The 26,824-nt window shown below is 72.2% G+C and carries 22 protein-coding genes and 2 pseudogenes; 14 read left to right on the forward strand and 10 right to left on the reverse strand.

Going from position 1 to position 26,824, the window contains the following annotated elements:
- Positions 1–6: 6 nt before the first annotated feature.
- A pseudogene (locus tag ACWDAG_RS11485) lies at positions 7–225 on the forward strand (VOC family protein); the annotation flags it as partial.
- On the opposite strand, the gene ACWDAG_RS11490 reads toward ACWDAG_RS11485, so the two are convergent.
- The 4 genes from ACWDAG_RS11490 to ACWDAG_RS11505 form a co-directional block, all read right to left on the reverse strand.
- Entirely contained in the window at positions 226–519 is a 294-nt protein-coding gene (locus ACWDAG_RS11490) for a DUF1905 domain-containing protein (RefSeq protein ID WP_450695571.1), read from the reverse strand.
- A gap of 24 nt (positions 520–543) precedes the next feature.
- Positions 544–3,105 (reverse strand): cellulosome protein, encoded by a 2,562-nt coding sequence (locus tag ACWDAG_RS11495; RefSeq protein WP_450695374.1) that lies wholly within the window; start codon positions 3,103–3,105, stop codon positions 544–546.
- Between the two features lie 126 nt (positions 3,106–3,231).
- Complete coding sequence (locus tag ACWDAG_RS11500) at positions 3,232–3,774, reverse strand: MarR family winged helix-turn-helix transcriptional regulator (protein WP_450695375.1); 543 nt, start codon at positions 3,772–3,774, stop codon at positions 3,232–3,234.
- A gap of 113 nt (positions 3,775–3,887) precedes the next feature.
- Positions 3,888–5,510, reverse strand: a complete 1,623-nt coding sequence (locus tag ACWDAG_RS11505) for an FUSC family protein (RefSeq protein ID WP_450695376.1) — start codon at positions 5,508–5,510, stop codon at positions 3,888–3,890.
- Between the two features lie 166 nt (positions 5,511–5,676).
- Here ACWDAG_RS11505 and ACWDAG_RS11510 point away from each other — a divergent pair, with 166 nt between their 5' ends.
- The 3 genes from ACWDAG_RS11510 to ACWDAG_RS11520 all read left to right on the forward strand — a co-directional run bounded on the left by ACWDAG_RS11510 (position 5,677) and on the right by ACWDAG_RS11520 (position 7,647).
- The gene (locus tag ACWDAG_RS11510) at positions 5,677–6,225 is read left to right on the forward strand and encodes a DUF5134 domain-containing protein (RefSeq protein WP_450695377.1); all 549 of its coding nucleotides are present in this window, start codon (positions 5,677–5,679) and stop codon (positions 6,223–6,225) included.
- Between the two features lie 61 nt (positions 6,226–6,286).
- Entirely contained in the window at positions 6,287–6,961 is a 675-nt protein-coding gene (locus ACWDAG_RS11515) for a phosphatase PAP2 family protein (protein WP_450695378.1), read from the forward strand.
- On the forward strand, positions 6,958–7,647 hold the full coding sequence (locus ACWDAG_RS11520) for an HAD family hydrolase (RefSeq protein ID WP_450695379.1): 690 nt from the start codon (positions 6,958–6,960) through the stop codon (positions 7,645–7,647). The genes ACWDAG_RS11515 and ACWDAG_RS11520 overlap by 4 nt, the downstream gene beginning before the upstream one ends.
- 16 nt (positions 7,648–7,663) lie before the next feature.
- On the opposite strand, the gene ACWDAG_RS11525 is transcribed toward ACWDAG_RS11520, so the two are convergent.
- On the reverse strand, positions 7,664–7,912 hold the full coding sequence (locus ACWDAG_RS11525; RefSeq protein ID WP_450695380.1) for a DUF2630 family protein: 249 nt from the start codon (positions 7,910–7,912) through the stop codon (positions 7,664–7,666).
- A gap of 194 nt (positions 7,913–8,106) precedes the next feature.
- Between ACWDAG_RS11525 and ACWDAG_RS11530 the strand changes: the two genes are divergently transcribed.
- Positions 8,107–8,796 (forward strand): TetR/AcrR family transcriptional regulator, encoded by a 690-nt coding sequence (locus tag ACWDAG_RS11530; protein WP_450695381.1) that lies wholly within the window; start codon positions 8,107–8,109, stop codon positions 8,794–8,796.
- On the opposite strand, the gene ACWDAG_RS11535 is transcribed toward ACWDAG_RS11530, so the two are convergent.
- Positions 8,781–9,248 (reverse strand): DUF6214 family protein, encoded by a 468-nt coding sequence (locus ACWDAG_RS11535; protein WP_389074092.1) that lies wholly within the window; start codon positions 9,246–9,248, stop codon positions 8,781–8,783. The two genes, ACWDAG_RS11530 and ACWDAG_RS11535, sit on opposite strands and share 16 nt — an antisense overlap.
- Positions 9,249–9,438: 190 nt before the next feature.
- Between ACWDAG_RS11535 and ACWDAG_RS11540 the strand changes: the two genes are divergently transcribed.
- On the forward strand, positions 9,439–10,794 hold the full coding sequence (locus ACWDAG_RS11540; RefSeq protein ID WP_450695382.1) for an FAD-dependent oxidoreductase: 1,356 nt from the start codon (positions 9,439–9,441) through the stop codon (positions 10,792–10,794).
- Between the two features lie 141 nt (positions 10,795–10,935).
- On the forward strand, positions 10,936–12,321 hold the full coding sequence (locus ACWDAG_RS11545) for a nucleobase:cation symporter-2 family protein (RefSeq protein WP_450695383.1): 1,386 nt from the start codon (positions 10,936–10,938) through the stop codon (positions 12,319–12,321).
- Here the strand turns inward: ACWDAG_RS11545 and ACWDAG_RS11550 are convergent.
- Positions 12,244–12,609: an ArsR/SmtB family transcription factor gene (locus ACWDAG_RS11550; RefSeq protein ID WP_450695384.1), complete on the reverse strand. Its 366-nt coding sequence runs from the start codon at positions 12,607–12,609 to the stop codon at positions 12,244–12,246. The genes ACWDAG_RS11545 and ACWDAG_RS11550 overlap by 78 nt on opposite strands.
- A 93-nt stretch (positions 12,610–12,702) precedes the next feature.
- On the opposite strand from ACWDAG_RS11550, the gene ACWDAG_RS11555 reads away from it, so the two are divergent.
- A complete protein-coding gene (locus ACWDAG_RS11555) occupies positions 12,703–13,782 on the forward strand; it encodes an NADH:flavin oxidoreductase/NADH oxidase (RefSeq protein ID WP_450695385.1) in 1,080 nt (359 codons plus the stop codon).
- A 155-nt stretch (positions 13,783–13,937) separates the two neighbouring features.
- Here the strand turns inward: ACWDAG_RS11555 and ACWDAG_RS11560 are convergent, their stop codons facing one another.
- Together ACWDAG_RS11560 and ACWDAG_RS11565 are read right to left on the reverse strand one after the other, a co-directional pair.
- A complete protein-coding gene (locus ACWDAG_RS11560) occupies positions 13,938–18,257 on the reverse strand; it encodes an HAD-IC family P-type ATPase (RefSeq protein ID WP_450695386.1) in 4,320 nt (1,439 codons plus the stop codon).
- Positions 18,258–18,266: 9 nt separating this feature from the next.
- Entirely contained in the window at positions 18,267–18,749 is a 483-nt protein-coding gene (locus ACWDAG_RS11565) for a hypothetical protein (RefSeq protein WP_450695387.1), read from the reverse strand.
- A 437-nt stretch (positions 18,750–19,186) separates the two neighbouring features.
- Between ACWDAG_RS11565 and ACWDAG_RS11570 the strand changes: the two are divergent.
- A pseudogene (locus tag ACWDAG_RS11570) lies at positions 19,187–19,331 on the forward strand (pectate lyase); the annotation flags it as partial.
- 81 nt (positions 19,332–19,412) lie between these two features.
- On the opposite strand, the gene ACWDAG_RS11575 reads toward ACWDAG_RS11570, so the two are convergent.
- On the reverse strand, positions 19,413–20,156 hold the full coding sequence (locus tag ACWDAG_RS11575) for a PaaX family transcriptional regulator C-terminal domain-containing protein (RefSeq protein ID WP_450695388.1): 744 nt from the start codon (positions 20,154–20,156) through the stop codon (positions 19,413–19,415).
- Between the two features lie 72 nt (positions 20,157–20,228).
- Here ACWDAG_RS11575 and ACWDAG_RS11580 point away from each other — a divergent pair, with 72 nt between their 5' ends.
- From ACWDAG_RS11580 to ACWDAG_RS11600, 5 genes are all read left to right on the forward strand, one after another.
- The gene (locus tag ACWDAG_RS11580) at positions 20,229–21,893 is read left to right on the forward strand and encodes a DNA alkylation response protein (protein ID WP_450695389.1); all 1,665 of its coding nucleotides are present in this window, start codon (positions 20,229–20,231) and stop codon (positions 21,891–21,893) included.
- Positions 21,894–22,106: 213 nt separating this feature from the next.
- Positions 22,107–23,336, forward strand: coding sequence for an EfeM/EfeO family lipoprotein (locus tag ACWDAG_RS11585; RefSeq protein ID WP_450695390.1), 1,230 nt, complete (start codon positions 22,107–22,109; stop codon positions 23,334–23,336).
- Complete coding sequence (locus ACWDAG_RS11590) at positions 23,333–23,497, forward strand: hypothetical protein (protein ID WP_450695391.1); 165 nt, start codon at positions 23,333–23,335, stop codon at positions 23,495–23,497. Before ACWDAG_RS11585 ends, ACWDAG_RS11590 begins: the two co-directional genes overlap by 4 nt.
- Positions 23,494–24,714, forward strand: a complete 1,221-nt coding sequence (efeB, locus tag ACWDAG_RS11595; protein ID WP_450695392.1) for an iron uptake transporter deferrochelatase/peroxidase subunit — start codon at positions 23,494–23,496, stop codon at positions 24,712–24,714. The genes ACWDAG_RS11590 and efeB overlap by 4 nt, the downstream gene beginning before the upstream one ends.
- A gap of 212 nt (positions 24,715–24,926) precedes the next feature.
- Positions 24,927–26,810 carry a phospholipase C gene (locus ACWDAG_RS11600; RefSeq protein WP_450695393.1) on the forward strand — a complete coding sequence of 628 codons (1,884 nt, stop codon included), beginning with the start codon at positions 24,927–24,929 and terminating at the stop codon, positions 26,808–26,810.
- Positions 26,811–26,824: the final 14 nt, after the last annotated feature.

Raw genomic sequence — 26,824 nt, forward strand, 5'->3', positions numbered from 1 at the left:
CCCGACGGCGGCATGGTGCGGATGGACGAGAAGTTCCCGCCCGAGGTGCCACCGCACTGGCTGCCGTACTTCGCGGTCGCCGACGTGGACGCCTCCGCGGCCACGGAGGCGGGCGGCACCGTCCTCATGGAGCCCACCTCGGTGCCGGACGGCCTGCGGATCGCGGTGCTGCGGGATCCGCAGGCGGCGGTGTTCGGCCTGTACCGGGCGGGCGACGAGCACTGATCAGTGCGGGAGCCGGACGGTCATCTCGACGGTGATCTCGTCGCCGACGGTGATCTGCCGGGGCCCCCGGACGGCGGCCTTCAGCGGCAGCAGATACCCGCCGTCCTTGGGGAACAGCGAGGTCTCGAAGTCGACCTCGCCGATCCGCGCGGCCACCGGGATCACGCCCCAGCCGTAGCTCGCCGTCGCCGCGACCTCACGGATGTCCGCGGACTCCTCGTCGGGCACGGGCAGGTAGTAGTAGGGCGCCGGGCCGCGCCACTCGATCACCCGGCCGGCGAACGTGAACTCCAGCATCGGACCCCTTTCTTGTGTCCGTCACGACGCCCCTTGTGCGAGCGGTGTCACCGTGACCTGGTCGATGACCGGCGCGTACGCCGAGCGCTGGCCGTATGCGTTCTTGGTGCGGCCGTCGAAGTCGGGGAGTTCGTCGGCGGTGAAGGTGAGCGTGTTGGTGCCCTGGTTGAGGGTCACCGGCACGGAGAGGTTCCAGAAGTTGTTGAAGTGGAAGGTGGTGGGGAACAGGACGCGGTGCGGGGCGGCGCCGTTGACGGAGATGTCCGCGTGGCGGCAGACCGGGTCGGGGTTGTAGTGGGTGGCGGGCGCCTGCTCGCCGTTGGAGTAGCGGATGGTGAGCGCGTGGCGTCCGGCGCGTTCGGCCGTCACCGTCAGGGTGAGCGCGTTGCCGGGGCCCGCGCCGATGCCGTCGACGGCCTTGCCGCCGGTGGCGTACGAGTGTCCCGACACCCTTGCGGTGCCGGTCAGGATGCCGTCCTCGGCGGCGGACACACACGTGGGCAGCAGCCCGCGGGAGGGGGCGACACGCAGCCGGTCCACCACCAGGCGGTCCGAAGTCCCGGTGACCGTGACCTTGTTGATGCCGCCGGCCAGGAAGAGCGGGACGGCGCCTCGCGGCACGGGCCCGAGCTCCTCGCCGTTGACCGTGAGCAGGCCCTCGCCGGGGCCGAGCAGGTCGACGGTGACCGTCGCCTCGCCGTCGTCGGCCGCATGCACCCAGAAGGTGACGGTGCCGCCTCGCGGCAGGACGGCGGCGCCGGGGCCGGAGGCGCCGAGGTGGGCATAGCTGACCCGTGCGCCCGCGTCGAGAGCGGCGAACTCGGCGTCGTACAGGGCCTCCTGGTCGTCGCGCAGGGCGAGGTCCAGCTTGTCGACGACCGCGTCGCCCTTGGTCGTGCCGAGGTCGGGGTCCTGTGCGGCGAGGGTGATCCGGTGCGGGCCGGCGGTCAGTTCGGCCCGGGTGTCGGTGTGGCCCCACACCGCCCACTTGTAGCCGAGCGGCAGCCGCAGCTCGCGCGCGTCCCTGCCGTCGATGCGCAGGAAGACGTTGGTGGGGCCGTTCTCGCGCACCAGGTCGGCCAGGTTGTGGGAACCGGCGAAGATCCGGAGGTCGTACGTCCCGTCCTGCGGGACCTCGATGTCGAAGGCGAGCACGCCGTCGGACCCGGTGCGCAGGCCACCGATGTGGTAGCCGCCGGAGGTCGCGAACTTGTCGACGTCGGAGGGGGATCCCTCGGGGCCGTGCTTGACGTAGCCGCCGCCCGTGTACGTGGCGTCCTCGGCCTCGTAGGTCAGCCGCCGGCCCGCCGCGGGCGGCAACAGTGCCGCGCCGTGGCCGCCGGGAGCCACGATCAACTGGTAGGCGGACATCTCGTCGAGGTCGGTGAGCGTCAGCGTCACCCGGCCGTCCGTGACGGGCAGTTCGGTGTCGAGCAGCCGCAAGGGCTGGGCACTCGCGCCGACCTGACCGCTCCAGGCGATCTCCTGGAGGCGTACGTGGACGGTCGTACCGAAGACGTCCGCGTCGACGCCCTCGATGACGAGGTCCGCGGTGCCGCCCGCGCCGCCGAACAGCACGCGGGCCTGCCGCTTGAGACGGTCGAGGGTGGCGACGCCCTGCAGGGTGTACTGGACGTTCGGGTGCGGCGCCGTGACCCGGACGGTGTTGCCGGACAGCTGCCCGTAGGCGTTGAACAGCCACCACTGCCCATTGCCCTTGCCCGCCTCGACCGCCGAGTCGTTGAGGTTGCCGGCGATGTTCCAGTACGCCATGTCGGCGTCGACCTTGGACTCCTCGATCGCGGCGATCCACTGGATCATCTGCCCGGGGACGGACAGGTGGTAGTTGTGCGCGTACTCGTTGAGGTTGACGGGCAGCCGACCGATGCCCAACTCCCGTTCCAGATCACGGTACTTGGCGACGTTCCTGCGGACCTCGTCCGGCGAGGACAGCTCGTGCCAGGTGATCACGTCGGGCAGCACGCCGTGCTCACGCGCGAACTCCAGGAAGCCGCGCACCTCGGGGTCGAAGACGCAGGTGTTGGGGCCCGCGATGCGTGCTTCGGGGTCCAGGCCCTTGATGAGGTGGTACGCCCGCTGCCAGGCCGCGAAGTAGGTACCCGGCTCGGTGTGCCAGGAGACCTGGTCGTAGCTCCACTCCCCCGTGCCGAACATGTTGCCCTCGGGCTCGTTGAACGGCACGTACACGACATGGGACTTGAGGGCGCCGAGCGTCTGCACCTGGGCGACCTGGCGGCGGATGCTCGCCAGATAGGCGCTGAGCCGTTCCTCACCGGTGGCGCCCGGCCACTCGTAGGGGAAGCCGCGGTGGATGTCGGTCAGGTAGACGTAGACGTCCTTGCCGCCCGCCGCGACGAAGGACGGCAGGATCTCCAGGGCGTCGGCGCCGGGGTGCTGGATACCGTCCTGCGCCTTGGTGGTGACCGTGCGGACGTACATGCCCTCGACGACGGCACGGCTGGGCACACCGTCGCCGTACAGGCCGTAGAGCGTGCCGCTTGCGCCGCCGTGGAAGGGGCCGGTCTCCGTGCCCAGGTCGACCGTGAGCGTTTCGGCTGTCACGGCACCGCCCTTTCGTTCGACATGTCGTACGCCAGCCGGTCGTCCGAACCGGCTGGTCGAACGTAGGGAGTCGGCGTCGATCACGTCAACGGGCACACGGCCGCCGAAAGTTGCGGAGGCGGCCGTTCAGACGCGGAGCGCGCCGAGGCGGCCCTCGAGCCGGGCGAGCAACTCGCCCAGCAGCCCAGCCAGTTCGCCCTGCCCCTGCGGATCCAGGACGCCCAGTACGGAGGTCTCGTAGGCCAGCTGCTCGGGGAGGATGCCGTCGACCAGATCGCGGCCGGCGTCCGTGAGGCGGAGGTGGGCGACGCGGCGGTCGCGGGTGTCGCCGCGGCGCTCGACCAGGCCGCGCTCGGTGAGCTGTTTGAGGCGCTTGGTGACGGCGGCGCCCGAGGAGAAGGTCTCGCGGGCGAGTTCGCCGGGGGTCAGTTCGTGGCCGGTGCGGCGCAGCGCGCCCAGCAGGTCGAACTCGGGGCGGCTGAGCCCGGCCCGGCGCAGCGGGGCGTCCTCGGCCTGCTGGAGCAGGGCGGCACAGCGGTTGATCCGGCCGATGATCTCCATGGGGCCGGTGTCGAGATCGGGATGGACGGCCTGCCACTGCCGGACGACCGCGGAGACGGTGTCCTCGCCCCTGGTCGCCGCCGCCTGCCGTCCGTTCGCTGCCGTCATGGCCGTACGCCCTCCGCTCTCGCGTTCCGGTGCAGTCCCTGGTGTCTCAGAGCCTGTGGCTGAACCCCTGCCGGGCGCCCGCCGCCTGGCACGCACGCTGATCCGACCGGGATTCAGCCACAGGATCTTGCCGTCGCCGCGAGCGTACGGTGTCCGGCCTGCTCGGCGCGCACGACCCGCTCCTGGGGCAGGGCGCGCTGCCACCACTCGCCGGACGCGGCGTCGACGGTGGCGCGCAGCTCGGCCAGGGAGGCGGCGAGGGAGCGACGGGCGGCCTCCAGGGCGGCGGGTGCGGGGGCGGGCTCGGCCAGCAGGCGGGCGGTACGCTCCCGGGCGCGCTCGGCGGCGGCCAGCGCCTGCTCGACGCGGCTGCCTGCGCGGCGGTTGGTGACGGCGACGGCGGCGAGGAAACCGACCAGGGCTCCGACGAGGGTGTCCACGAGCCGTTCGGTGATCAGCCGGCCCGGCTCCTGGAATCGGGTGAACTCGGTGATGAGCAGGGCCATCGGGGTCACACAGACGCTGCCGAGCCAGTAGTTGCGGCCCATCAAAGCCTCGGCGCCGAAGTTGAAGGCGAGACAGCACAGCACGAGCGCCGCCGGGCCGAGGTGGGCGAGCGGGACGACGGCGGCGAAGAGCAGGACGCCGACGAGGTTGCCGACGACGCGCTGGACGCCCCGGCTCCAGGTGAGGACGAGGTTGGCCTGGTAGAGGGAGGCGGCGGTGACCAGGGCCCAGTAGGGGCGGCCGATGCCGAGGGCGAGGGCGGCATAGCCGGCTAGGGCGCAGCCCAGGGCGGTGCGGGCGGCGATCGGGGCGATCGGGCCGAGTCGCTGCCACAACGGGCGGGCCGGGGCGGCGAGTTCCGCGTCCACGCCGAGGAGTTCGGCGGTGGCTGCCGGGTCGTGGACCTCCGGGACCGGTCCGGTCCCGGTCAGCTCGCGGGCCCAGGTGCGCAGTTGCTCGGGGTCGGTGTCGGCGGGGGCGGCGAGGGCGACCTCGGCGCGGACGACGAGGCGTTCGAGGGCGCGCCGGGTGCGGGTGTCGCCGGTGGCCAGGAGCGGCTGCCAGGCGGCCTGGACGGCGGCGGCCGCCGTGGCGCGGGCCCGGCCGTGGCCGTCGCCGGTGCCGCGGGCGGCGTAGGCGGCAGCGGCCCTCAGGGCGGCCGCTGTGGCCCGGCGCTCCGGTCCGTGCGGGCGCAGCAGCCCGGGTGCCATGCCGACCACCCAGGCCCAGCCGCCCGCGGCGAGCGCCAGCGCGAGGTGGGCGGGGACCTGGGCGAGGGTCTGCGGGGCGAAGAGGGACGCGGAGGTGATGAAGGTCAGGACGACATTGCCGGGCGGGCCGATGCGGGTCGCGTCGCACAGCGCCTTCTGCAGGGCGGCCAGCAGCGCACCGACCGTGACCAGCACGACGGCGCTGCCGGTGAGTGAGGCGGCGACCAGGGAGACGGCGAGACCGCCGACCATGCCGAGGACCACCCAGGCCAGGGCGCGCGCCCGGGCGGCATAGGGACGGTTGTGGGCGTACAGCGCGCACAGCGACCCGGCCATCGTGTACATGGCCAGGTCGAGCCTGCCGAGGGCCAGCAGCGTCAGATTGGGCGGGGCGACCGAGGCGACCACGCTCAGCGCGGGCTTGAACCAGATGTCCGCGGGGCGGCCCACCCGCAGCACACCCGCGAGCGGCAGACGACGGACGCGTGGGGCGGCGGCAGTGGGGGTGACACGGTTCATGACGCATGAGTTTAGCAGGTGTTTTACTCGTAAAGGATTCCTTGCCGGCATGCACTCACCTGCTGTGCTCCGGTGAATGCTCCCCGTGTACATCCTTGCGCTTGCGTGCGCGCCGCGTGCTGCGGGCAACCACCGACTGTCGACACCGTCGAGCGGGGAGGTGCGCGTGCACGGACCGGTCTCGCCCGGCTGGCTGCTGGTCGCGCTGTGTGCGTCGACCGGGGCCTACTGCCTGCTGCGGATGCGCAGCGCGGTCGAGGAGCAGCGCCGGGCCGCGGGCGGCGAGGCGCTGATGGGCTTCGGCATGGCCGCCATGGCGGTACCGGCGGGGGCGTTCACCCCGCCGGCCTGGGCCTGGCCCGGCTACGCGGCCGTCTTCGGCACCGCCGCGCTGCGTGCCCTGTGGGCGGCACGGACGAACCCGCACCATCTGCACCACCTGGTGGGCGCCTCGGCCATGGTCTACATGGCGGTCGTGATGGCGGGCACCCCGGGACACCGTGCCGGGCACGGGGGGTCAGGCGGAGTCCCGCTGGTGACAGGGGTGCTGCTGCTCTACTTCACGGGATTCGTGCTGCTGTCCGGTGCCCGGCTGATGCCCGTCGTGGCCACGGCCGGCGGCGGGCCGGTGGGCTGGGGCGACCGTCCGGAGCTGGCGCGGGCGTGTCGGCTGTCGATGGGAATCGCGATGACGGCGATGCTGATCACGCTCTGAGGCGGGGCCGCGCGACCCCCGTCATTGGCCTTGCACCCCGCCGGTCGGCGAGGATCACTGCATGCGCCGCCCGCCCGTCGACTCCCCGTCCCACCCGCCGGACCGCCGCACCGCCGCCCGCGCCGCGGCCGCCCTCACTCTGTGCTCCGCTCTGCTGCTCACCCTGGTCGCCGTCAAGTGGCACCCGTTGATCAGCGTCGACGGCGACGTCGCCCGCACCACCCACGGCTGGGCCGTCGACGAGTCCGGCCTCACCCACGCCTTCCGCATCCTGTCCGACTGGGTCTGGGACCCCTGGACGATGCGTCTGGTGTGCGCGGCGGCCGCGGTGTGGCTGGTGTGGCGGCGCTCGGCATGGTGGACGGCGGTGTGGCTGGCGGCCACCTGTGCACTGGGCAGCCTGCTGCAGCAGACCCTCAAGGCCGCGGTCGACCGCCCGCGCCCCGTCTGGTCCGACCCCGTCGACTCGGCTCGTTACGCGGCCTTCCCCTCGGGTCACGCGATGACCGCCACGGTCGTCTGCGGCCTCCTGCTGTGGCTCCTGCACCGCTACGGCCCAGGACGCGCCGTGTGGCGCACCGCGCTGGCCGCGGGGGTGGTCTCCGTGCTCGGGGTGGGCTTCACGCGCCTGTGGCTGGGCGTGCACTGGCTCTCCGACGTGGTGGGCGGCTGGCTCCTGGGGGCGCTGCTGGTCGCGCTGGCCGTGCTGGTCCACCGACGTAAGATCCACTCATGATGGCTGTCCTGTTCGACTTCTCCGGCACCCTCTTCCGCATCGAGTCCACCGCGTCCTGGCTGCGTGCCGCGCTGGACGACGCCGAGATCACGCTGCCGGAGCCGGACTTGGCGCAGGCGGCGAAGGCACTGCAGGTGGCGGGGGCCCTGCCCGGCGGGGCGGATCCGGAGCAACTGCCCGAGGAACTCGCCGAGGTGTGGCGGATCCGGGACCAGAGCGCCGAACTGCACCGGGCCGCCTACACCGGGCTCGCGCGCCAAGTACCGCTTCCCGACCCGAAGTTGTACGACGCGCTGTACGACCGGCACATGACGCCGGCCGCTTGGGCCCCCTACCCCGACGCCGCCGAGGTGCTGGACGCGCTGTGCGAGCGCGGGCTGGGCATCGCCGTGGTGAGCAATATCGGATGGGATCCGCGGCCCGTCTTCGAGGCCCACGACCTGGACCGGTTCGTGGACACGTATGTCCTGTCGTACGAACACGGCATACAGAAGCCGGATCCACGGTTGTTCGCCATCGCCTGCGAGGCCCTCGAGATCGAGCCCCACGAGGCGCTGATGGTCGGCGACAGCCGGGAGGCGGACGGCGGGGCGGCAGCGCTGGGGTGCCGGGTGCACTTCGTGGACCATCTGCCGGTGACCGAGCGGCCGGACGGGCTGCGTCCCGTGCTGGAGCTGGCGGAGTGAGCCCCCGCCCGCCCGGTCAGCCCTGATACCCCTCCACCTGCGAGGACGGCCGCACCTGCGCGTCGTCCGGGTTCTCCCCGAACTCGGCCTTCGCGCGCCGCTGCCGCAACAGGTCCCAGCACTGGTCGAGTTCGCGTTCCAGCACATCGAGACGCTGGTGTTCCGTCGCGCTGTCGATCTCGCCGGACGCGAGGGACTCACGGAGCTCCCGCTCGTCCTCGACCATCTCCGTGATCCTGGCCAGGATCCGCTGGTCCTGTCCCATGTCCCGGGCCTCCAGACACGCGCGCCGGCCCGGAAAGTAGCCTGAGGACACCTTCAGGGCGATGAGGCCGCCCGCCTCGGACGATCCCCCGCGTCGCCCGAAGCAGACGGCAGCCCTGACCAGCCCCTACGGAGCTTCGATCAGGACGTTCCGAGTATAGTTGGCTGGCAGCCAGTCAACGCAGGAGTTACAGCATGTCCCCGCGCAGCGCCTCGGTCAATGAAGAGTTGCGGAGACGTTCCCGGGAGCGGCTCCTGCAGGCGGCCGTCGAACTCGTCGGCGAGCACGGGTACGAGGCGACGACGCTCGGCGACATCGCCGACAGAGCGGGCTCGGCGCGCGGCCTGGTGTCGTACTACTTCCCGGGAAAACGCCAGCTCGTACAGTCCGCGGTGCACCGGCTGATGCACCGCACGCTGGAGGAGGCGGTGGAGCGCGAGCCGCACACCGAGGACGGCCGGGAGCGGATGGCGCGGGCCATCGACGCGATTCTGGGGCTGGCCCGGGACCGGCCCGTGCTGATGCGCCAGCACATGGCGGGCCTGTTGCAGGCGGAGGGCTTCGTGCAGTGCCCGGAGCAGCAGCGCCTCGCCGAGGTGCTGCGGGACGTCGTCACCCGGAACGGGTCGCGGGACGTCGACGTGGAGTACCCGTTGCTGCGTTCCCTGCTGATGGGTGCCGTCTACGCGATGGTGCTGCCGAACGTGCCGATGCCGATCACGACCCTGCGGGCCGAGCTGTTCGAGCGCTACCGGCTCGACTGGGAGATGGGCGTGCCGCCGGACACCGGGGCGGCCTCCGGCGCGACCTGCGAGACGGATCTTTCGCGGTTTTTCGCGACCGGCGAGGAGCCCGGGGCCCCGACCGGTCAGCGCCGTGCGTGACGAGGCGACAGAAATCCCGAGTCGCGCGCCTGCGAGATCAGTCTGAGTGACTTGCGGCGGCTGTGACCGGTCGCGCACATCACCGCGAGGACGGGGTCGAAGCCCCCTTCCTGTGCCGCGCGGTACTCCTGGGCGACCAGCCAGCGGCCCTCGACGCCCGGGGGCCACGCGGGGCGAGCCCGCCGGGGGACGGGGGATCCGTCGCCTCCGGCGGCCGGATCCGCCCCGGGGCCGCACGCCTCGAAGAGCGGCTCCTCGATCCACTCGGCGAGTTCCGCGAGGTCGTGCAGGGACAGGGCCGGCTGGGAGCGGACCTCCTCCAGCGAGGCACAGCCCTCGCAGACCACGGCGAGCGCGTCGATCCGGGCACCGTCGGTGAACGCAAGCCGGACGGTGAACCACGAGGTGGCGCGCTCGTCCTCCCGCACTTCCCACGCGGGCCATACGGACACCGTGCCGTCCGTCGGACAACGATCAGAAAGATTAAGAAAGGATGCGTCTAGCACACGCGGAACGTAACCACTTGATCACATTCAGCAAGGGGGGACACGCACGCCGACACCGCGCCTGCACCCTGTCAGCGGAGCACCGGCGGTGCGATGCTGGAGCCGTCAGCGATCTCCTCTCGTAAGGAGTTCCGCCGTGTTGCGTGTCGCCGTCGTCGGTTCCGGGCCGAGCGGGGTCTACACCGCCCAGAACCTCGTCCAGCTGGATTCCGGGGTGCTCGTCGACGTCCTGGACCGGCTGCCGTGCCCCTACGGCCTGGTGCGCTACGGCGTCGCGCCGGACCACGAGAAGATCAAGTCGCTGCAGAACAACCTGCGCACAGTGCTGGAGCACGAGCGGGTGCGGTTCCTCGGCGGCATCCAGGTCGGGCCCGGCGGGCTGCCGGCCGCCCGGCTGCGCGAGCTGTACCACGCGGTCGTGTACTGCGTGGGCGCCGCCACCGACCGCCATCTGGGGATCCCGGGCGAGGACCTGCCGGGCAGCTGGTCGGCGACGCAGTTCGTGTCCTGGTACAGCGCCCATCCGGACTCCGCCGACGACGATTTCGTACGCGGTGCCCGGTCGGCCGTGGTCATCGGGGTGGGGAACGTCGCGGTGGACGTCACGCGGATGCTGGCACGGGGTCCGGCGGAGCTGAGCCCCACCGACATGCCGCAGGCCGCGCTCAGCTCGCTGGCCGCGAGCCGGGTGCGCGACATCCACATGGTGGGCCGCCGCGGGCCCTCCCAGGCTCGCTTCACGACCAAGGAACTGCGTGAGCTGGGCGGCCTTCCGGACACCGAACTCGCCGTGGATCCGGCGGAGTTGGAGCTGGATCCGGGGTACGTGGAGCCCGCCGCGCTGCCGGCGGTCCAGCGCCGCAACGTGGACGTGCTGCGCGGCTGGGCGCAGGCGCCGCCCGGGGACGCCCCGCGCCGCATCCGGCTGCGCTTCTTCCTGCGCCCCGTCGAAGTGCTCGCCGACGGCGGGCGGGTGGGCGCGGTGCGCTTCGAGCGGACGGCACCCGACGGGCAGGGCGGCGTGACGGGCACGGGATGCTACGAGGACATCGAGGCGCAGTTGGTGCTGCGTTCGGTGGGCTATCGCGGGGTGCCGCTGGAGGGGCTGCCCTTCGACGCGGCGAGCGGCACCGTGCCGCATCTGGCCGGACGCGTCCTGCGCGCGGGCGCGGTCGCGCCGGGCGAGTACGTCGCCGGCTGGATCAAGCGCGGCCCGACGGGCATCATCGGCACCAACCGTCCGTGTGCCAAGGAAACGGTGTTGTCGCTGCTCGAGGACGCCCCCGTGCTCGTAGGCAAGGAGCTTGCGGGGGATCCGGTCGCGGCCCTGCACGCGGAGGGGATCGAGCCGGTGTCGTGGGCGGGTTGGCAGGCCATCGAGCAGGCCGAGGCGAGGCTCGGGGCCTCGCTCGGGCGCGGTGTCGTCAAGCTGGCGGACTGGGAGTCACTGCTGGCGGCGGCGCGGTCGACGGGCTCGCAACAGGCGTCGTAGCAGGCCTCGTAGCAGAGTCGAACGGCTCCCAGTGGGCAGGACACACATCGGCAACAACCCGGCAATCAACAAACTGTTCAAGCCCCTTACGGTCTCGTGCTGTTCGGATGTCCCCTCCCCTGCCGCCGCTCTGGAGTGCCCATGGCCACGACCACCCCCGTCCATCCCGTCGACGAGGTCCCGCCCCTACGGCAGTTGGCCGCTTTCGGTCTGCAGCACGTGCTCGCGATGTATGCGGGCGCGGTGGCGGTGCCGCTGATCGTGGGCGGGGCGATGAAGCTGTCGCCCGCGGACCTGGCGTATCTGATCACCGCCGATCTGCTGGTGTGCGGCATCGCGACGCTCATCCAGTGCGTGGGGTTCTGGCGCTTCGGGGTGCGGCTGCCGATCATGCAGGGCTGTACGTTCGCCGCTGTGTCGCCGATGGTGCTCATCGGGACGACGGGCGGCGGGCTGCCCGCGATCTACGGGTCGGTGATCGTCGCGGGGCTTGCGATCGTGCTGCTCGCTCCGGTCTTCGGCAGGCTGCTGCGCTTCTTCCCGCCGCTGGTCACCGGCACCGTCATCCTGATCATCGGGGTGTCGCTGCTGCCGGTCGCGGGCAACTGGGCCGCGGGCGGGGTCGGCGCGAAGGACTTCGGGGAGCCGAAGAACCTGGCGCTGGCCGGGTTCGTGCTGGCGGTGGTGCTGGGTGTGCAGCGGTTCGCGCCGGCGTTCCTGAGCCGGGTCGCGGTGCTGATCGGCATCGCGGTGGGCCTGGCGGTGGCGGTCCCCTTCGGGTTCACGGACTTCAGCGGCGTCGGTGACGCCCACTGGCTGGGCATCAGCACGCCGTTCCACTTCGGGGCGCCCAGTTTCCACGCCTCGGCGATCGTCTCGATGCTGGTGGTGGCGCTGGTGACGATGACCGAGACGACCGGTGACCTGATCGCGGTCGGGGAGATGACCGGGCGGAAGGTGGAGGCGCGCTCGCTGGCGGACGGTCTGCGCGCCGACGGCCTGTCGACCGTCCTCGGCGGCGTCTTCAACACCTTCCCGTACACGGCGTACGCGCAGAACGTGGGCCTCGTCGGCATGACGCGGGTGCGCAGCCGCTGGGTGGTGGCCACCGCGGGCGGCATCCTGGTCCTGCTCGGCCTGCTGCCCAAGCTGGGCGCGGTGGTCGCGGCGATACCCGCGCCGGTGCTGGGCGGGGCCGGTCTGGTGATGTTCGGGACGGTGGCCGCGAGCGGCCTGCGGACCCTGGCCCAGGTGGACTTCAAGGATAACCACAACCTCACGGTCGTGGCGGTGTCGGTGGCCGTGGGCATGCTGCCGGTCGGCGTGCCGACGGTCTACGCGAAGTTCCCCGACTGGTTCCAGACAGTGATGAACAGCGGCATCAGCGCGGGCTGCCTGACGGCGATCCTGCTGAACCTGCTCTTCAACCACCTTCCCTCGAAGGCGACTTCAGCCACCGAGCCGGAGGGCCTGCCGAGCGGCGGCGGCGAGCAGGCTGTCGAGCAGCCCCGGGAAGAGATCGTCTAGATCCTCCCGGCGCAGGCCGTTCATCTTGGCCGTGCCCCGGTAGCACTGCCGGACCACCCCCGCCTCGCGGAGCACCCGGAAGTGGTGCGTGGTCGTGGACTTGGTGACCGGCAGCTCGAACTGCGAACACGAGAGCTCGTTGCCATCGGCGGCGAGCTCTCGCACGATCTGGAGCCGCATCGGGTCGGAGAGCGCGTGCAGCACGGCCTCCAGCCGGATATCGGCACGCGCGGGGTGCGGCAGATCGCGGCCGGCGGCTGCAGGGGCAGGGGTACTCACGCCACCCATTGTACGAGAGGCATCGTAGTTTGACATCTCCCGTACTACGATGCCTATCGTACGAGCCGTCCTTCGGTCCCGCGAGAACGGAGCATCTCCCCCATGAGCGCCCTCTTCCAGCCCTTCACCCTGCGAGATGTGACCATCCCGAACCGGGTCTGGATGCCCCCGATGTGCCAGTACTCGGCCGCACCCGAGGGCCCGGAGACCGGCGCACCGAACGACTGGCACTTCGCGCACTACGCGGCGCGCGCGGCCGGCGGCACCGGGCTGATCATCGTCGAGGCCACCGGCGTCTCACCCGAGGGCCGCATCTCGCCCTACGACCTCGGCATCTGGAACGACACCCAGGTCGAGGCCTTCCGCCGCATCACGCGCTTCCTCGTCTCGCAGGGCACGGTGCCGGGAATCCAGCTCGCACACGCCGGCCGCAAGGCATCGACCGACCGGCCATGGAAGGGCGGCGCGCCGGTCGGCCCGGACGCACACGGGTGGCAGGCGCTCGCGCCGAGCGCGGTCGCCTTCGACGACAAGCACCCGGTGCCGACCGAGCTGACCACTGATCAGATCGGCGAGATCGTGGGCCAGTTCACGGACGCCGCCCGTCGGGCCCTGGCCGCCGGTTTCGAGGTCGCCGAGATCCACGGCGCCCACGGCTACCTGATCAACCAGTTCCTCTCCCCGCACTCCAACCACCGCACCGATGCCTACGGCGGTTCGTACGAGAACCGCACCCGCTTCGCCCTCGAAGTCGTGGACGCCGTACGGGAGGTGTGGCCGGACGACAAGCCGCTGTTCTTCCGCATCTCGGCCACCGAGTGGCTGGAGGAGGGGGGCTGGACGGCCGACGACACCGTCCGCTTCGCCGCCGACCTCCAGGCGCACGGCATCGACCTCGTCGACGTGTCCACCGGCGGCAACGCCTCGGGCGTCCGCATTCCCGTCGGCCCCGGCTACCAGGTTCCCTTCGCCGCCCGGGTGAAGGCCGAGACGACGCTGCCGGTCGCCGCGGTGGGACTCATCACCGATGCCGAGCAGGCCGAGAAGATCCTCGCCAACGGGGAGGCGGACGCGGTGCTGCTCGGGCGGGAACTGCTGCGGGATCCGTCGTGGGCACGACGCGCTGCGCGAGAGCTGGGCGGGGATGTGCACGTGCCCGACCAGTACCACCGGTCTGTTTGAACGCCTACTCGGCCTGTTTGAACGCCTACTCGGGGGGTGACTTGTCTCGTCTTGCGACTGCGGGATCGTTGTGGCTGGTCGCGCCCACGCGGCGGAGCCGCAAATCGATACAGCCCCGCGCCCCTTCAGGGGGTGGCACGCCCCCTCGGTCTAGATCATCCGGTCGGTAGAACTCTCAGGACCGCCCGCTCCACGTGCGGTACCGCTCGCTGGCCGGCCAGCGCGAGCGCGATCGCCGCGGCGACGCCGGTCCAGGCGAGCGGACCGAGCGGGGTGCAGCCGAAGAGCCGACTGAGGCCCGGGGTCTCCACCACGACGAACAGGGCGGCCGCCGAGCCGAGGGCGGTGGCCGCCACCAGCGGACTGCCTCGGCGGTCGGCGAGTGTCTGGGCGAGCTGGGTGCCGACGAGGGCGCACAGCGCCATGGTGGCGGAGCGGCGGGCCGTGCCCGGTGTGAAGCGGCCGAACAGCCAGGCCGTGGTCGCACCCAGGGTGGTGGTGAGGGCGCGGTGGCGGATCTTGCGCATCAGGGGGGCGCCGAGGAGCGAGGTACCCAGCGGCTCGGTCCCTTCGGCGCCGTTTCCGCTTCCCGGCGAGTCGGGGTGCTGCTCCCCCTCCGGCTCCGGCGTCACCGACACCGCCATCGCCGGGAACAGGTCCGTGAGCAGGTTCACCAGCAGCATCTGACGGGTGGACAGAGGGGCCGCGCCCGACAGGAGCGTGCCCAGGATGCCGAAGCCCACCTCGCCCGCGTTGCCGCCGATCAGGATGGTGGTGGCATCGGCGACGCTGTGCCACAGGGCCCGTCCCTCGGCGACCGCCTCGATCAGGACCGTGAGGTCGTCGACGGTGAGGACGAGGTCGGCCGCATTGCGGGCGGCCGCCGAGCCGCGGGCGCTGATGCCCACGCCGATGTCCGCGGCGCGGATGGCCGCGGCGTCGTTGGCGCCGTCGCCGACCATCCCGACGACCCGGCCCGCGTCCCGCAGCGCCTCGACGACCTGGAGCTTCTGTTCGGGCGCCACCCGGGCCACGACGCCCATGTCACGCAGCATCCGGGCGCGCGCCTCACGGTCCGCGGACGCCAGTTCGTCGCCCGTGACCACGCCGGTGTCGTCCGGCCAGCCCAGGTCGGCCGCGATGGCCCGGGCGGTCTGCGGATGGTCTCCGGTCAGCACGATGGGCCGTACGCCTGCTGCCCGCAAGCCCTGGACCAGGGCGGTGGAGGTGTCGCGGGGTACGTCGGCGAGCGCGAGCAGCCCCGTGAACTCCAGGTCTTCCAGGGGCTGTTCGAGGATCTCCGACGCCTCGTCCGCGCTGTCCAGGGGGCGCCGCGCCACCGCCAGCACGCGCAGTCCGTCGCGGGCCAGGGCCTGCGCCGCGTCCGATGCTTCCGGGGACAGGCCGGGGCAGGCAGGGAGCACGGTCTCCGGGGCGCCCTTGACGACGAACTGGGGGGCGCCGTCCTCCGCCTGGCCGACGGCGGCGGCATATCCGCGGCCGGCCTCGAAGGGCAGCGCCGCGGTCTGGGTCCACTGCGCGTCCGGGGGTGCCGCGTCCAGGACGGCCTCGTCGGTGGCGTGCACGGGCCTATCCGTGCCGCCGTTCAGCCGCGGGCACGCGCGGGCCGCGGTCCGCAGCGTGGTGTCGGCCGCCTCGTCGTCCGGCGCATGGACCGTGCCGCCCGCGTCGCTCACCCGCACCAGGCGCAGTCGGTTCTCGGTGAGAGTGCCCGTCTTGTCGAAGCAGATGGTGTCCATCCGGCCCAGCGCCTCCAGGGTGCGCGGGGTGCGGACGAGGACGCCGCGGCTGCTCAGCCGGCGGGCGGCCGCCATCTGCGCCACGGTCGCGACCAGCGGCAGTCCTTCGGGGACGGCGGCCACGGCCACCGCCACGCCGCCGCTCACCGCGCGCCGGACGGGCGTGCCGCGCAGCAGCGAGAGTCCGGTCACCGCGGCCCCGCCCGCCAGCGTCAACGGCAGTTCCTTGCCGGTGAGTTCCCGCAGCCTGGCCTGCATTCCGGCGGCCGGTGGCGTGCGGGCGGCGAGGTGGACGGCCCGGGCGGCCTCGGTGCGGTCGCCGGTGTCCACCACGACGGCCCGGGCCTGTCCGGCCACCAGCGTGGTGCCCTCGAACACCATGCAGTGCCGGTCCGGCACGGCGGCGTCCGGTGTCGGATCGGTGCCCTTGTCGGTCGGCAGTGACTCTCCCGTGAGCGCGGACTCGTCCACCTCCAGGCCGTCCGCCCACAGGAGGCGGGCGTCGGCGGGTACGACGTCGTCGGCCCGGAGCTCGATCACATCACCGGGGGTGAGCTTGGCGGCGTCCACGAGGTGCGGTTCGGCGGACGTCTCCTCCTCCGTGACACGTGCCTTCGGTTTCTGTTCGGCCAGCAGCTTGGACAGGGCCCGCTCGGCCCGCAGCCGCTGTATGCCGCCGACGAGGGCGTTCAGATCGAGTGCGCCGACCACCAGCAGGGCGTCCACGACGGAGCCGAGGATCGCCTCGGCGGCCGAGCCGACGGCCAGCACCGGAGTGAGCGGATCGTCGAGTTCGCGGCGCACGGCCCGGGCGAGCTGCAGGGGCCCGCGGACCGGCGCCAGCACGGGCTGCCGGCCCATCGTGCGGATCGCCGTGCGTGCCCGGTCCGTGAGCTGCTCGCCGAAGGTCGGCTCCGGTTCCGTCTCGTGCTCCAGCCGGTCGCGCACCTCGGCCGACGGGAGTTCGTGCCAGGCCACGCGCGGGCGGGGGCGCGGGGGGCGGGCCGCCGCCACAGCGAGGGCCGCTCGTGCTCCGCTCAGCAGGGCCCAGGCCGCGCTCGCGTCGACGGGTGTGTGCCGCAGGCCCGGCCACGGTGTGGGGCGGCCGCGCCGGGATTCGCCGATGGCCACGAGGAGCCCGGACAGCGTGGCACCGGAGCGTGCGAGGGTCTGCGACCTGCGGCCCACCGCGCGTGCGGCCGGGACCGCGGTCAGCAGCCGCCACACGTCGACGAGGCCGTGCAGGGCCAGCACGTCCGCGCCCCACAGGACGGCACTGTCGCCGTCGCTGACGGCCAGCGCCACGTCTCCGGCGAGCAGCCCGGTCAGGACGTCGTCGTCGGACGCCGTCGGCCGGGCGACCGAGACGACGACGGCGCCCTCGTCGTGCAGTGCGTTCACCACCTCGGCGAGCGGCCGCTCGGCGCTCACCACCTGGTCGACGAGGCTCGTGAAGTCGGCCAGGGCGGGGTCGTCCACCATCACCACCCGCAGCCGGGCGCGTCGTGCCGCGTCCAGTACGGCCTCGGCCCTTGGGTCCGCGCCCGCGCCCGCGCCCGGGGCCCGCAGCGCGCTCGGATGCAGGACGACCGTGTCGGCCATCTCCAGCTGTCGCAGCCGTTCCGTGTCCCGCACCAGCACGCCCGCGCGGGACAGCGTGCCGCTCAGGACGGCGTGGAAGGCGGCGGGCCCGTAGCGCGCGGCCTTGGGAGAGCCCGCGAGGACCGCCTCCGCCGCCTCCCGGCTGTCGTGTTTGACCAGCAGCACGGCAGCGGCACCGAGCACACTGCCGGTCTCCGCCTTCTCGGCGTACTCCTGGGCCGGGGAGGTGCGCAGCGGCGGGCGCGGGCGGTGGTCCATGGGAACGCTGTCCCGCTCCGGTACGCAGACCTGGTCGTGGACCGCGTCGAAGGCGGCGGTGCGGGCCACGGTCTCGGCGAGCTGCAGGGCGCGCAAGGCGCCGTCGAGGACCAGGGGCGTCGGTGTCCGGCCCGCGCCGTGGGCCGCCGCGTTCGCGACAGCCAGCGCCAGGTCCATGCGGGACCGGCCGATTCGAGCCCGCAGCCAGCCGCGGAAGCGGGGGTTCTCCCGCACCATGGTGACCAGCGCGGTCACTGCCCGTGGCGAAACCGGCAGCCGCAGACCGTAGCCGATCAGTGCGGCCGCGATGCCCGCACCGTCGACCGCGAGCGCCGTCGCCGCGGCCCGCACGCCGGCGGGATCGGCCGGGTGCGGGACGTCGTCGACCACGTCGTCGGTCTGCGCGAGACCGTGCCGGGCCGCGAGTTCGGCCGCCTTCTCCACGACCCGGTCGGTGAAGGCCTCCTCGCTCGCGGTCACCACGAGCCGTCGCAGTCCGCCGTCCCAGTACGCGAGGGCCACGTCCGGCCGCTCGGCCAGGGCCTTGGCGACCCGGCGCGCCGCACGCTCCGTGCCGCCCGCCCGCCGCACCCGGTCCGGCGCGGCGGGCCGCAGCGCGAGGTGCGCCCGGGATCCGGCCCGCCAGGGATGCGGGGTGAGCGGCAGCGCGTTGCGGGAGACCCGTGCGACACGCACGGCGGCGTCCGCGCTCCGTACCCCGGCCCGTGCCGTGCCGGCCACCGCTCCGGCGGCGACACCCACGGCGGGAGCGGCGCCTCTGGCGAGCAGCCGGGGGCCGGCCGACGCGATCCCGACGGCGGCACTCGCCGGGCGCATGAGCAGTTCCGGAACCATCGCTCGCCCTCAGCCGGTTGCGCTGCTGCGGCGGGCCGTCGACGCGGTGGACTTGCCGCGACCGGAGGCCGTCTTCTTCTGACTGGTGGACTTTCCGGCCGGACCGGTGGATTTCGCGCTCCGGCCCGTGGACCTCTTGGCCGATGCCGTGGCCTTCTTGGTCTGTGTCGCGGCCGTGCTGCCGCGCGTGCCGGACGTGGGGCGCCCGCTCCCGGCGGACGTGCTCGGCTGCCCCTCCGGCTTCGGCTGGGTCAGCCAGGCCACGGCGGCTCCGGTGAGGGCGACCGGCCACTCGACGACACCGGCGACACCGAGCACTCCGGCTCCGGTGTACACGGCTGTCCGGCGTCCTTGCGGTGAGACGGCTCCGATCTTGTCCAACGCTCCTTCGGTGGCCCTGCTCACGGCCCCCGCACCGGGCACCCTGCGCAGCGCCGAGGCCGCGGTCCGCAGCGGCTCGAGCAAAGTCGTCGACGCTTGCTGCGTGTCCATAGCTCTCTTCACCTCGCATGACGTCGCCGTTCGCGTGCGCACCGGGTTCCCGCGAAAGACGACGTCACCCGCCCCGGGCGTGCCGACATGACATTCCTGTCGGCCGCGAGAGGGCAGGCTGATCATTTCGGATCCACTGCGAACCCGAAGATCACGGCGGCCGGGGCCGGGCGCCACGGCCGCCGTCGGTTCCGGACGTCAACTGCTCGTGCAGGACGTCCGGTTGAGCGTGTTGCTGCCGAAGTCGGTGACCTCGGTGAGGGGGACGCTGGGGACGGCGGCGGTGCGTGCGGCGGCCGCGGGCGCGGTGAGGGGCACCGCAGCGAGTAAGGGTGCCGCCGTCTGCCCACACAGTTCGAGACGGGCCTTGCCGCCCACCAGGCCTTGCCTGATGCCTCTGCGCCAAGCGTTGATCAGAAAGCGCTTGCCCCATACGTTCCGTTGTCGGGGACAGCAGCAAGAAGATCGCGCCCTGCCAGAAGTACATCGGGAACAACACCGGCGCCGAGCCGCCGAAGAACGGCTCGAGCCCCGACGGGCACGTACTGCAAGTACGCATCGTCCGAGATCACCGACAAGTAAGCAGCCCACGGTGACCCGGCCGCACGAAGCGCACCCGCGCGGCGCGTCGTACGGCCGCCGTCGCGTCGGGTTCCGATCGATTCAGTGCCCGATCGACCGGGTGATTTCCCCCTGGTACGCCGCGTACGCGGCACGCAGCGTCGCGCCCGGCCAGTCGGCGGGAAGGAGTTCGGGCGGCAGCACGGGGTCGGCGAGCAGATGGCGGACGACGGCGGCGAAGGCGGTGAAGCGGTCTGCCGGGCGGTGCACCCCGGCCACATGGGCGAGCAGGGACCGGGCGGTGGCGGCCCAGGCATCCAACGGCCACAGCTGCACGGCCAGTTCGCGCGGGGGCCGGTCGGGGCGGGCGGTGTAGGACTGGGCCACCTGTTCCAGGTCGCCCGGCAAAGGGCGGCTGAGATTGGCGGGGCGCAGCCAGACGCCCTCGCGCAGTTCGGCCAGGCGCAGGGCGGTCAACCGGTTGCGCAGCTCGGCGCGTTCGGCGGCGCCGCGGCCCGTTGCGGTGATCACCACCATCTCCCAGTCGCCGTCCCACGCGCGCGTGCGGGCTTCCACCGCCTCGTCCTGGCGGCGCTGGCGGGCCAGCAGGCGGTCGCTGAGCCGGTACACGGCGTCGGTGCGCCGCAGGTCACCGGCGGCCACCATCCGGCTGAGCGCGGCACGCAGCGTGGAGCCGCCCACACCGAAGGCCTCCACCGCACGGACGAGCTCCTTCACCGCAAGCTCCGGCGGATGCGTGCCCAGCAGCAGGCTCAGCACGACCGACCGCGCGGACAGCGGCGGCAGGTCGACCTCGCCGGGCTGCACTGACATGTTCATCCGCATGGCCAGGTACTTTACGTGCACGCTTCTTGTTGCATCATTGCTACGGCCGCAGGAAACATGCAACATGGCGGCATGGTCTCGATACCCTCCCCCACGCAGCACCACCGGCAGTACGCCACGCACGACGTCACCAACCAGCCGCCCGCGCTGACGCCGTACGACGCCTCCGAGGACACGGCCCTGATCGAGGGGCTGCGTCGGGAGGGTGCCGGATGGGCCGAGGACGGCGTCCGGCAGCTCGGACTGCGGGCGGGCAGTGCCGAGGCGCAGGAGTGGGCCGAGCAGGCCAACGTCCACGAGCCGGTGCTGCGCACCCACGACCGCTACGGCAACCGCATCGACGAGGTCGACTTCCATCCCAGCTGGCACCGTCTGATGCGGACCGCGGTCGCCGAGGGGCTGGCCGCCGCACCGTGGGCGGAGGACCGGCCCGGCGCCCATGTCGCCCGTACTGCGGGCGGGCTGGTGTGGGGGCACACCGACGCGGGGCACGGCTGCCCCACCTCGATGACGTACGCGGCCGTACCCGCCCTGCGTGCCCAGCCCGAGCTCGCGAAGATCTACGAACCCCTGCTGACCAGCCGGGAGTACGAGCCGCGGCTGCACGTGCCGACCGAGAAGCGCGGTCTGCTCGCCGGCATGGGGATGACCGAGAAGCAGGGCGGCTCAGACGTCCGTACGAACACGACCACGGCGTGGCCGACCGCCGAGCCCGGCGTGTACCAGATGCGCGGGCACAAGTGGTTCACGTCGGCGCCGATGTGCGACGTCTTCCTGGTACTGGCGCAGGCTCCGGAGGGGCTGTCGTGCTTCCTGGTGCCGCGGATCCTGCCCGACGGGAGCCGGAACACCTTCCGCATCCAGCGGCTCAAGGACAAGCTGGGCAACCGGTCCAACGCCTCCTGTGAACCGGAGTTCGACGGGACGGTGGGCTGGCTGGTCGGGCCGGAGGGCCGTGGCATCAAGACGATCATCGAGATGGTCAACTGCACCCGGCTCGACTGCGTGATGATGTCGGCCACCCTGATGCGCAGGACGCTCGCCGAGGCGGGGCACCATGTGCGCCACCGCAGCGCGTTCGGGGCGCGGCTGGTCGACCAGCCGCTGATGCGCAACGTGCTGGCGGACCTCGCGCTCGAGTCGGAGGCCGCCACGACGCTCACCCTGCGGCTGGCGGGCGCCGCGGACCGTGCGGTGCGCGGAGACGCGAGCGAGGCGGCGTTCCGACGGATCGCGACCGCCGTCGGCAAGTACTGGGTCACCAAGCGGGGCCCGGCCTTCACCGCGGAGGCCCTGGAGTGCCTCGGCGGCAACGGTTATGTGGAGGAGTCGGGCATGCCCCGCCACTACCGCGAGGCTCCGCTGCTGTCGATCTGGGAGGGCTCCGGGAACGTCAACGCCCTTGACGTGCTGCGGGCGCTGCGGCGTGAGCCCGGCACCGCGCAGGCCCTCTTCGACGAGCTCGCCCTGGCGCACGGGGCGGACGCCCGCCTGGATGCCGCCGTGACCCGGCTCGAGGGCATGCTGGTCACCGGGTCAGAGTCCGGAGCCCGGCGCCTGGTGGAGCTGATGGCCCTGGCTCTGCAGGCCTCCCTCCTGGTCCGGCATGCCCCGCCCGCGGTCGCCGACGCGTTCTGCGCGACCCGGCTGGGCGGCGACTGGGGACATGCCTTCGGCACACTGCCGGACGCCGCCGATCTGGATGCCGTGCTGGACCGGGCGCTGCCCGGGAGTTGAGCCGACGCGGGACGCGATGCCACGACGGAGGGGCCGCGGGGTGGGGTTCTTCGCAGGTGAGACCACGCGACGCTGCCGAACGGGCAGGTGAACCCCGGCCGAATTCTGGCTCTTGCTCCGGTCAGGAGCCGGTCAGGAACGCTGTCGCGGTCCTCCGGCCTGCTTAGGATCATTCGGCGCCGACTCGTTCGTACGACTTCCAGGAGGGCCGGCATGCCCGAGACCGCGTCCGGTCCACCCGCTCCCCGGGCCCGGCGGCGCACCGCGCTGCTCGCAGGGGGTGCCCTGGCGGCAGCGGCTGCGGTGACGGCCGGGGTACTGGCTGCCGGTGGTTCCGGCGGGGGACGGCAGCAGACGAGGCCGGCCGACGGGCTGCGGCACACCACCGTCGAGGTCACGTCCGCCGCCTGTGGCCGCGGCTGGACCCGACCCGAACCCGGCCGTCAGGTCTTCGATCTGCGCAACACCTCCGGCACAGCGGCCGAGGTCTATCTGACCGACGCGAGGACAGGCGCGGTCTACGGCGAGGTGGAAGGGCTGGCCCCGGGCACCGAGCGCCCGATCCGGGTGACGCTAGGCAAGGGCTCGTACGCCTTCAAGTGCCTGCCCGACGACGCCGACGCCGTCACCGGCCCCACCGTGCAGATAACCGGCGGGACCGTACGGAGCGGCCCTGCCGCCGTCCCGGTGACCCAGCAGCAGCTCATCCCGCCCACGCTCGCCTACCAGAAGTGGATCGGGGCCCGCACGGTCGAGCTGGCGGCCAAGACGGATGTGCTGCGCGCGGCGATCGACCGCGGGGACCTCTCCGCGGCCCGCGCCGCCTGGCTTCCCGCGCACCTCGTGTACGAGCGGATGGGCGCGGCCTACGGCACCTTCGGTGACGCGGACTCGGCGATCAACGGGACCACGGCAGGACTGTCCGGCGGGGTGCACGACCCGGGCTTCACGGGGTTCCACCGGGTCGAGTACGGGCTGTGGCACGGCGAGTCGGCGAGCAGTCTGCGTGGACCGGCGGGGCGGCTCGCCAAGGCCGTGCACGACTTGCGCGACGGCTGGCCCGATCAGCGGATGGATCCTGCCGATGTCGGTCTGCGGACGCACGAGATCCTGGAGAACACCGTGCAGTTCGAGCTGACGGGCCGCACCGACTACGGCAGCGGCACCAGTCTGGCCACCGCCCGTGCCAACCTCGACGGCACCCGCGTGCTGCTCGGATATCTCCGCCCGCTGCTGCGGACCCGTGACAAGGGCCTCGCCGGCCTCGACTCGTGGATGATCCGGGCCCGGCGCACGCTCGACACCGGCGAGCACGACGGCCACTGGACACCCCTGGACCGACTCCCCCGCTCCCAGCGGGAGAAGATCGACGCGGACCTGGGCGAACTGGTCGAGCGACTCGCCCACGTGGCCGCCCTCACCGACGTCCGGAGGACGGCGTGACCCCGTCACCCGCCAACCCACGCCGCGCCCTCCCGGCCACCGGCCACCAGGCCGCCCAGCCCCGCACCCGGCGCAGCAAGACCACCGGCACCAACCTGGGCACGTCAGTCGAGCACCCCTCCACCACGGCCACCCCCACCGACACACGGAGAACCGCGTGACCCCGCCACCCGACCTCCCACGCCGCGCCCTCCTGGCCACCGCAGCCGCCGCGGCCGGAACCGGGCTCGTGACCGCCGACCAGGTCGCCTCCGCGTCCGCGCCGGCCCGCGAGGGTGCGCGGGTGGCCTTTCACGGTCGGCACCAGGCGGGCATCGTCACTCCGGCGCAGCGGGCCACAGCGTTCGTGGCCTTCGATGCGACCGCGGAGAACCGGGGCGAACTGGTGGATCTACTGCGCACGTTGACGGGCCGGGCGCGGTTCCTCACATCCGGTGGCAGTCCGGAGGAGCTGGGCATCACCGGGCCGCCCGCCGACTCCGGCACCCTCGGCCCGGACGTCGCCACCGACGCCCTGACCGTCACCGTGGGTGTCGGCGCCTCGCTCTTCGACGACCGTTACGGCCTGGGCTCCCGCAGGCCGCACCGGCTCACCACGATGCCGTCGTTCCCCGACGACGACCTGGATGCCGCCTGGTGCCACGGCGATCTCAGCGTGCAGTTGTGTGCGGCCAACCAGGACACGGTGCTGCACGCCCTGCGGGACATCGCCCGGCACACCCGCGGTGGCATGCAGGTGCGCTGGCGCATGGACGGTTTCATCAGTCCGCCCCGCCCTTCGGGCACGCCCCGCAACCACATGGGGTTCAAGGACGGCATCGCCAACCCCGACCGGCGCGACGCCCGGGCGATGGACCGCCTGGTGTGGGTGGGCAGCGGCTCGGGCGAGCCCGACTGGGCCGTGGGCGGGAGCTATCAGGTCGTACGGCTGATCCGCATGCTGGTGGAGTTCTGGGACCGGGTCTCGATCACAGAGCAGGAGCGGATGTTCGGCCGCGCCCGGGACACCGGCGCGCCCCTGGACGGACGCCACGAGACCGACACCCCCAACTACCCGCAGGACCCCCAGGGCGATGTGATCCCGCTGGACAGCCATATACGGAAGGCCAACCCGCGTACCGCCGCCACCGACGACCAGCGCATCCTGCGCCGCGGCTACAACTACGACCGCGGTACGGACAGCAACGGCAACCTCGACATGGGCCTGCTGTTCTGCTGCTACCAGCAGGACCTTGCCCGCCAGTTCGAGACGGTGCAGAAGCGGCTGGCCGGTGAACCGCTGGTCGACTACATCACCCCGTTCGGCGGCGGCTACTTCTTCGCCCTGCCCGGCGTCCGGGACGGCTCCGACTGGCTGGGGCGCGCACTGCTGGCCTGATCCCACCCTGCCGATTCCGGTCAAGGGCATGCCAAGAGACAATGAGGAACTCCTGACCGAAGATTCGCTGTCGTGTCATTGCCACTCCCCCGCCCCGCCGCGAGCATTGCGCAGGATCCAGCCGTAGATGTCACGGCCACGGATTCCGTGGCAGTGGATTCGGTGGAATGTGAAATGCAGTGGAAATCAGTGCTCCCGGAAGGCGAGACAGCATGATCGGCACAGGTAGAACCCCAGGAGCGCGGCGCCGGTTGACGCGCGTAGGCGCCCTGCTCGGTGTGGCCGCCCTGGCGAGCGCGAGCGGTGCGATGTCCGCCTCGGCGGCCTCCGGCGCTCAGGCCCTCTCCGGCGGACGGACCGCGACGCCGATCAAGCATGTGGTGGTGATCTACGACGAGAACATCTCGTTCGACCACTACTTCGCCACCTATCCGAAGGCCGCCAACACCGACGGCACCAAGTTCAAGGCGGCGGCACACACCCCGAAGGTCGACAACCTTCTCAACGCCGGGCTGCTGAAGAACAACCCGAACCTGTACAAGCCCAAGCGGCTGGCCAGTTCGCAGGCCATGACCTGCGACCAGAACCACTCCTACGGCCCCGAGCAGTACGCGGCCGACGGCGGCAAGGCCGACAAGTACGTCGAGAACACCGAGGTCAACAAGTGCAGCGGGCTCTTCGGCGAGCCCGGCCTGGTGATGGACTACTACGACGGCAACACCGTCACGGCGCTGTGGAACTACGCCCAGCACTACGCCCTGAACGACAAGTCGTTCAGCTCGGTCTACGGGCCCTCCACCCCCGGCGCACTCAACCTGATCTCCGGCCAGACGCACGGCGTGATCTCCGTCGACCCTGCCTCCGGCACCGAGAACCCGAAGCAGACCTCGAAGCCGGACCCGTACACGGTCCTCTCCCCCGACGCCAAGGGTGTCGGCACGCTGGTCAACGACCCGGACCCCGCCTTCGACGACTGCTCGGACAAGGACCACACCTCGACCAACGCCCTGGCGGTGATGCAGGGCAAGAACATCGGTGACCTGCTCAACTCCAAGGGTGTGAGCTGGGGTTGGTTCCAGGGCGGCTTCCGGCCCAGCACCGCCTGGGACGGCAAGCAGGGCGACTACGCCAAGTGCGGAGGCACCACCCACGCCAACATCGGCGGCGCGGCCTCGGAGGACTACAGCCCGCACCACTCGCCGTTCGAGTACTACAAGTCGACGTCCAACCCGCACCACCTGGCCCCCAAGAGCGTCGCCGAGATCGGACACGCCGGCCGGGCCAACCACAACTACGACCTGACGGACTTCGACGCGGCCCTCAAGGCCGGTCGCCTGCCCGCGGTCAGCTTCCTGAAGGCGGCCGAGTACCAGGACGGTCACGCCGGCTACTCGGACCCGACGGACGAGCAGCACTTCCTGATCAAGGAGATCAACGCGCTGCAGCAGTCGCCGCAGTGGAAGTCCACGGCGGTCGTCCTCGCCTACGACGACTCCGACGGCTGGTACGACCACGTGGCCTCCAAGGTGCTCAACGGCTCCAAGGACTCCACCACCGGCTCCAACGGCAAGGCCCTGGACAGCCCCGCCTGCCAGTCCGGCCCGGCCCCGGCCGGCGGCTACGCGGACCGCTGCGGCCCCGGCACCCGGCAGCCGCTGCTGGTCATCTCCCCCTACAGCAAGGTCAATTCGGTCGACCACACCGCCACCGAGCAGGCGTCGATCACCCGGTTCATCGAGAACAACTGGCACACCGGCCGCATCGGTGACGCCTCCTTCGACCGGCGCTCCGGCTCCCTGAGCGGGCTGTTCGACTTCAAGCACCCCAACAACAAGCAGGTGCTGCTGAACGCGGACGGCTCGGTGAAGTCCGTGAAGGGCATCCCGCACCACAGCGGGACGGTCACCACCGTCTCCGCCCAGGGCGCCTACCCGCCCTACGTCCAGGACCTCAAGGCGCAGAACGTCGCCGACACCGGCTCCGCCTCCCCGGCGCTGCCGATAGCCCTCGCCGCCGGTCTGCTCACCGCCGGTGCCACCGGCACCGCGTTCGCCCTGCACCGCCGCAAGCGGCGCATCGGGCACGCAGTCCGCTAGAAGAGTCTGCACCG

Source organism: Streptomyces sp. NPDC001157 (assembly GCF_053598255.1).

Excerpts from the sequence above, each read along its gene's own strand:
- ACWDAG_RS11530 (WP_450695381.1), top strand. The coding sequence starts at position 8,107 with ATGTCCCCGCGCAGCGCCTCGGTCAATGAAGAGTTGCGGAGACGTTCC.
- ACWDAG_RS11555 (WP_450695385.1), top strand. The coding sequence starts at position 12,703 with ATGAGCGCCCTCTTCCAGCCCTTCACCCTGCGAGATGTGACCATCCCG.
- ACWDAG_RS11575 (WP_450695388.1), bottom strand. The coding sequence starts at position 20,156 with ATGCGGATGAACATGTCAGTGCAGCCCGGCGAGGTCGACCTGCCGCCG.
- ACWDAG_RS11580 (WP_450695389.1), top strand. The coding sequence starts at position 20,229 with ATGGTCTCGATACCCTCCCCCACGCAGCACCACCGGCAGTACGCCACG.
- ACWDAG_RS11525 (WP_450695380.1), bottom strand. The coding sequence starts at position 7,912 with ATGGGACAGGACCAGCGGATCCTGGCCAGGATCACGGAGATGGTCGAG.
- ACWDAG_RS11520 (WP_450695379.1), top strand. The coding sequence starts at position 6,958 with ATGATGGCTGTCCTGTTCGACTTCTCCGGCACCCTCTTCCGCATCGAG.
- ACWDAG_RS11545 (WP_450695383.1), top strand. The coding sequence starts at position 10,936 with ATGGCCACGACCACCCCCGTCCATCCCGTCGACGAGGTCCCGCCCCTA.
- ACWDAG_RS11585 (WP_450695390.1), top strand. The coding sequence starts at position 22,107 with ATGCCCGAGACCGCGTCCGGTCCACCCGCTCCCCGGGCCCGGCGGCGC.
- ACWDAG_RS11505 (WP_450695376.1), bottom strand. The coding sequence starts at position 5,510 with ATGAACCGTGTCACCCCCACTGCCGCCGCCCCACGCGTCCGTCGTCTG.
- ACWDAG_RS11565 (WP_450695387.1), bottom strand. The coding sequence starts at position 18,749 with ATGGACACGCAGCAAGCGTCGACGACTTTGCTCGAGCCGCTGCGGACC.
- ACWDAG_RS11515 (WP_450695378.1), top strand. The coding sequence starts at position 6,287 with ATGCGCCGCCCGCCCGTCGACTCCCCGTCCCACCCGCCGGACCGCCGC.
- ACWDAG_RS11550 (WP_450695384.1), bottom strand. The coding sequence starts at position 12,609 with ATGGGTGGCGTGAGTACCCCTGCCCCTGCAGCCGCCGGCCGCGATCTG.
- ACWDAG_RS11600 (WP_450695393.1), top strand. The coding sequence starts at position 24,927 with ATGATCGGCACAGGTAGAACCCCAGGAGCGCGGCGCCGGTTGACGCGC.
- ACWDAG_RS11560 (WP_450695386.1), bottom strand. The coding sequence starts at position 18,257 with ATGGTTCCGGAACTGCTCATGCGCCCGGCGAGTGCCGCCGTCGGGATC.
- ACWDAG_RS11500 (WP_450695375.1), bottom strand. The coding sequence starts at position 3,774 with ATGACGGCAGCGAACGGACGGCAGGCGGCGGCGACCAGGGGCGAGGAC.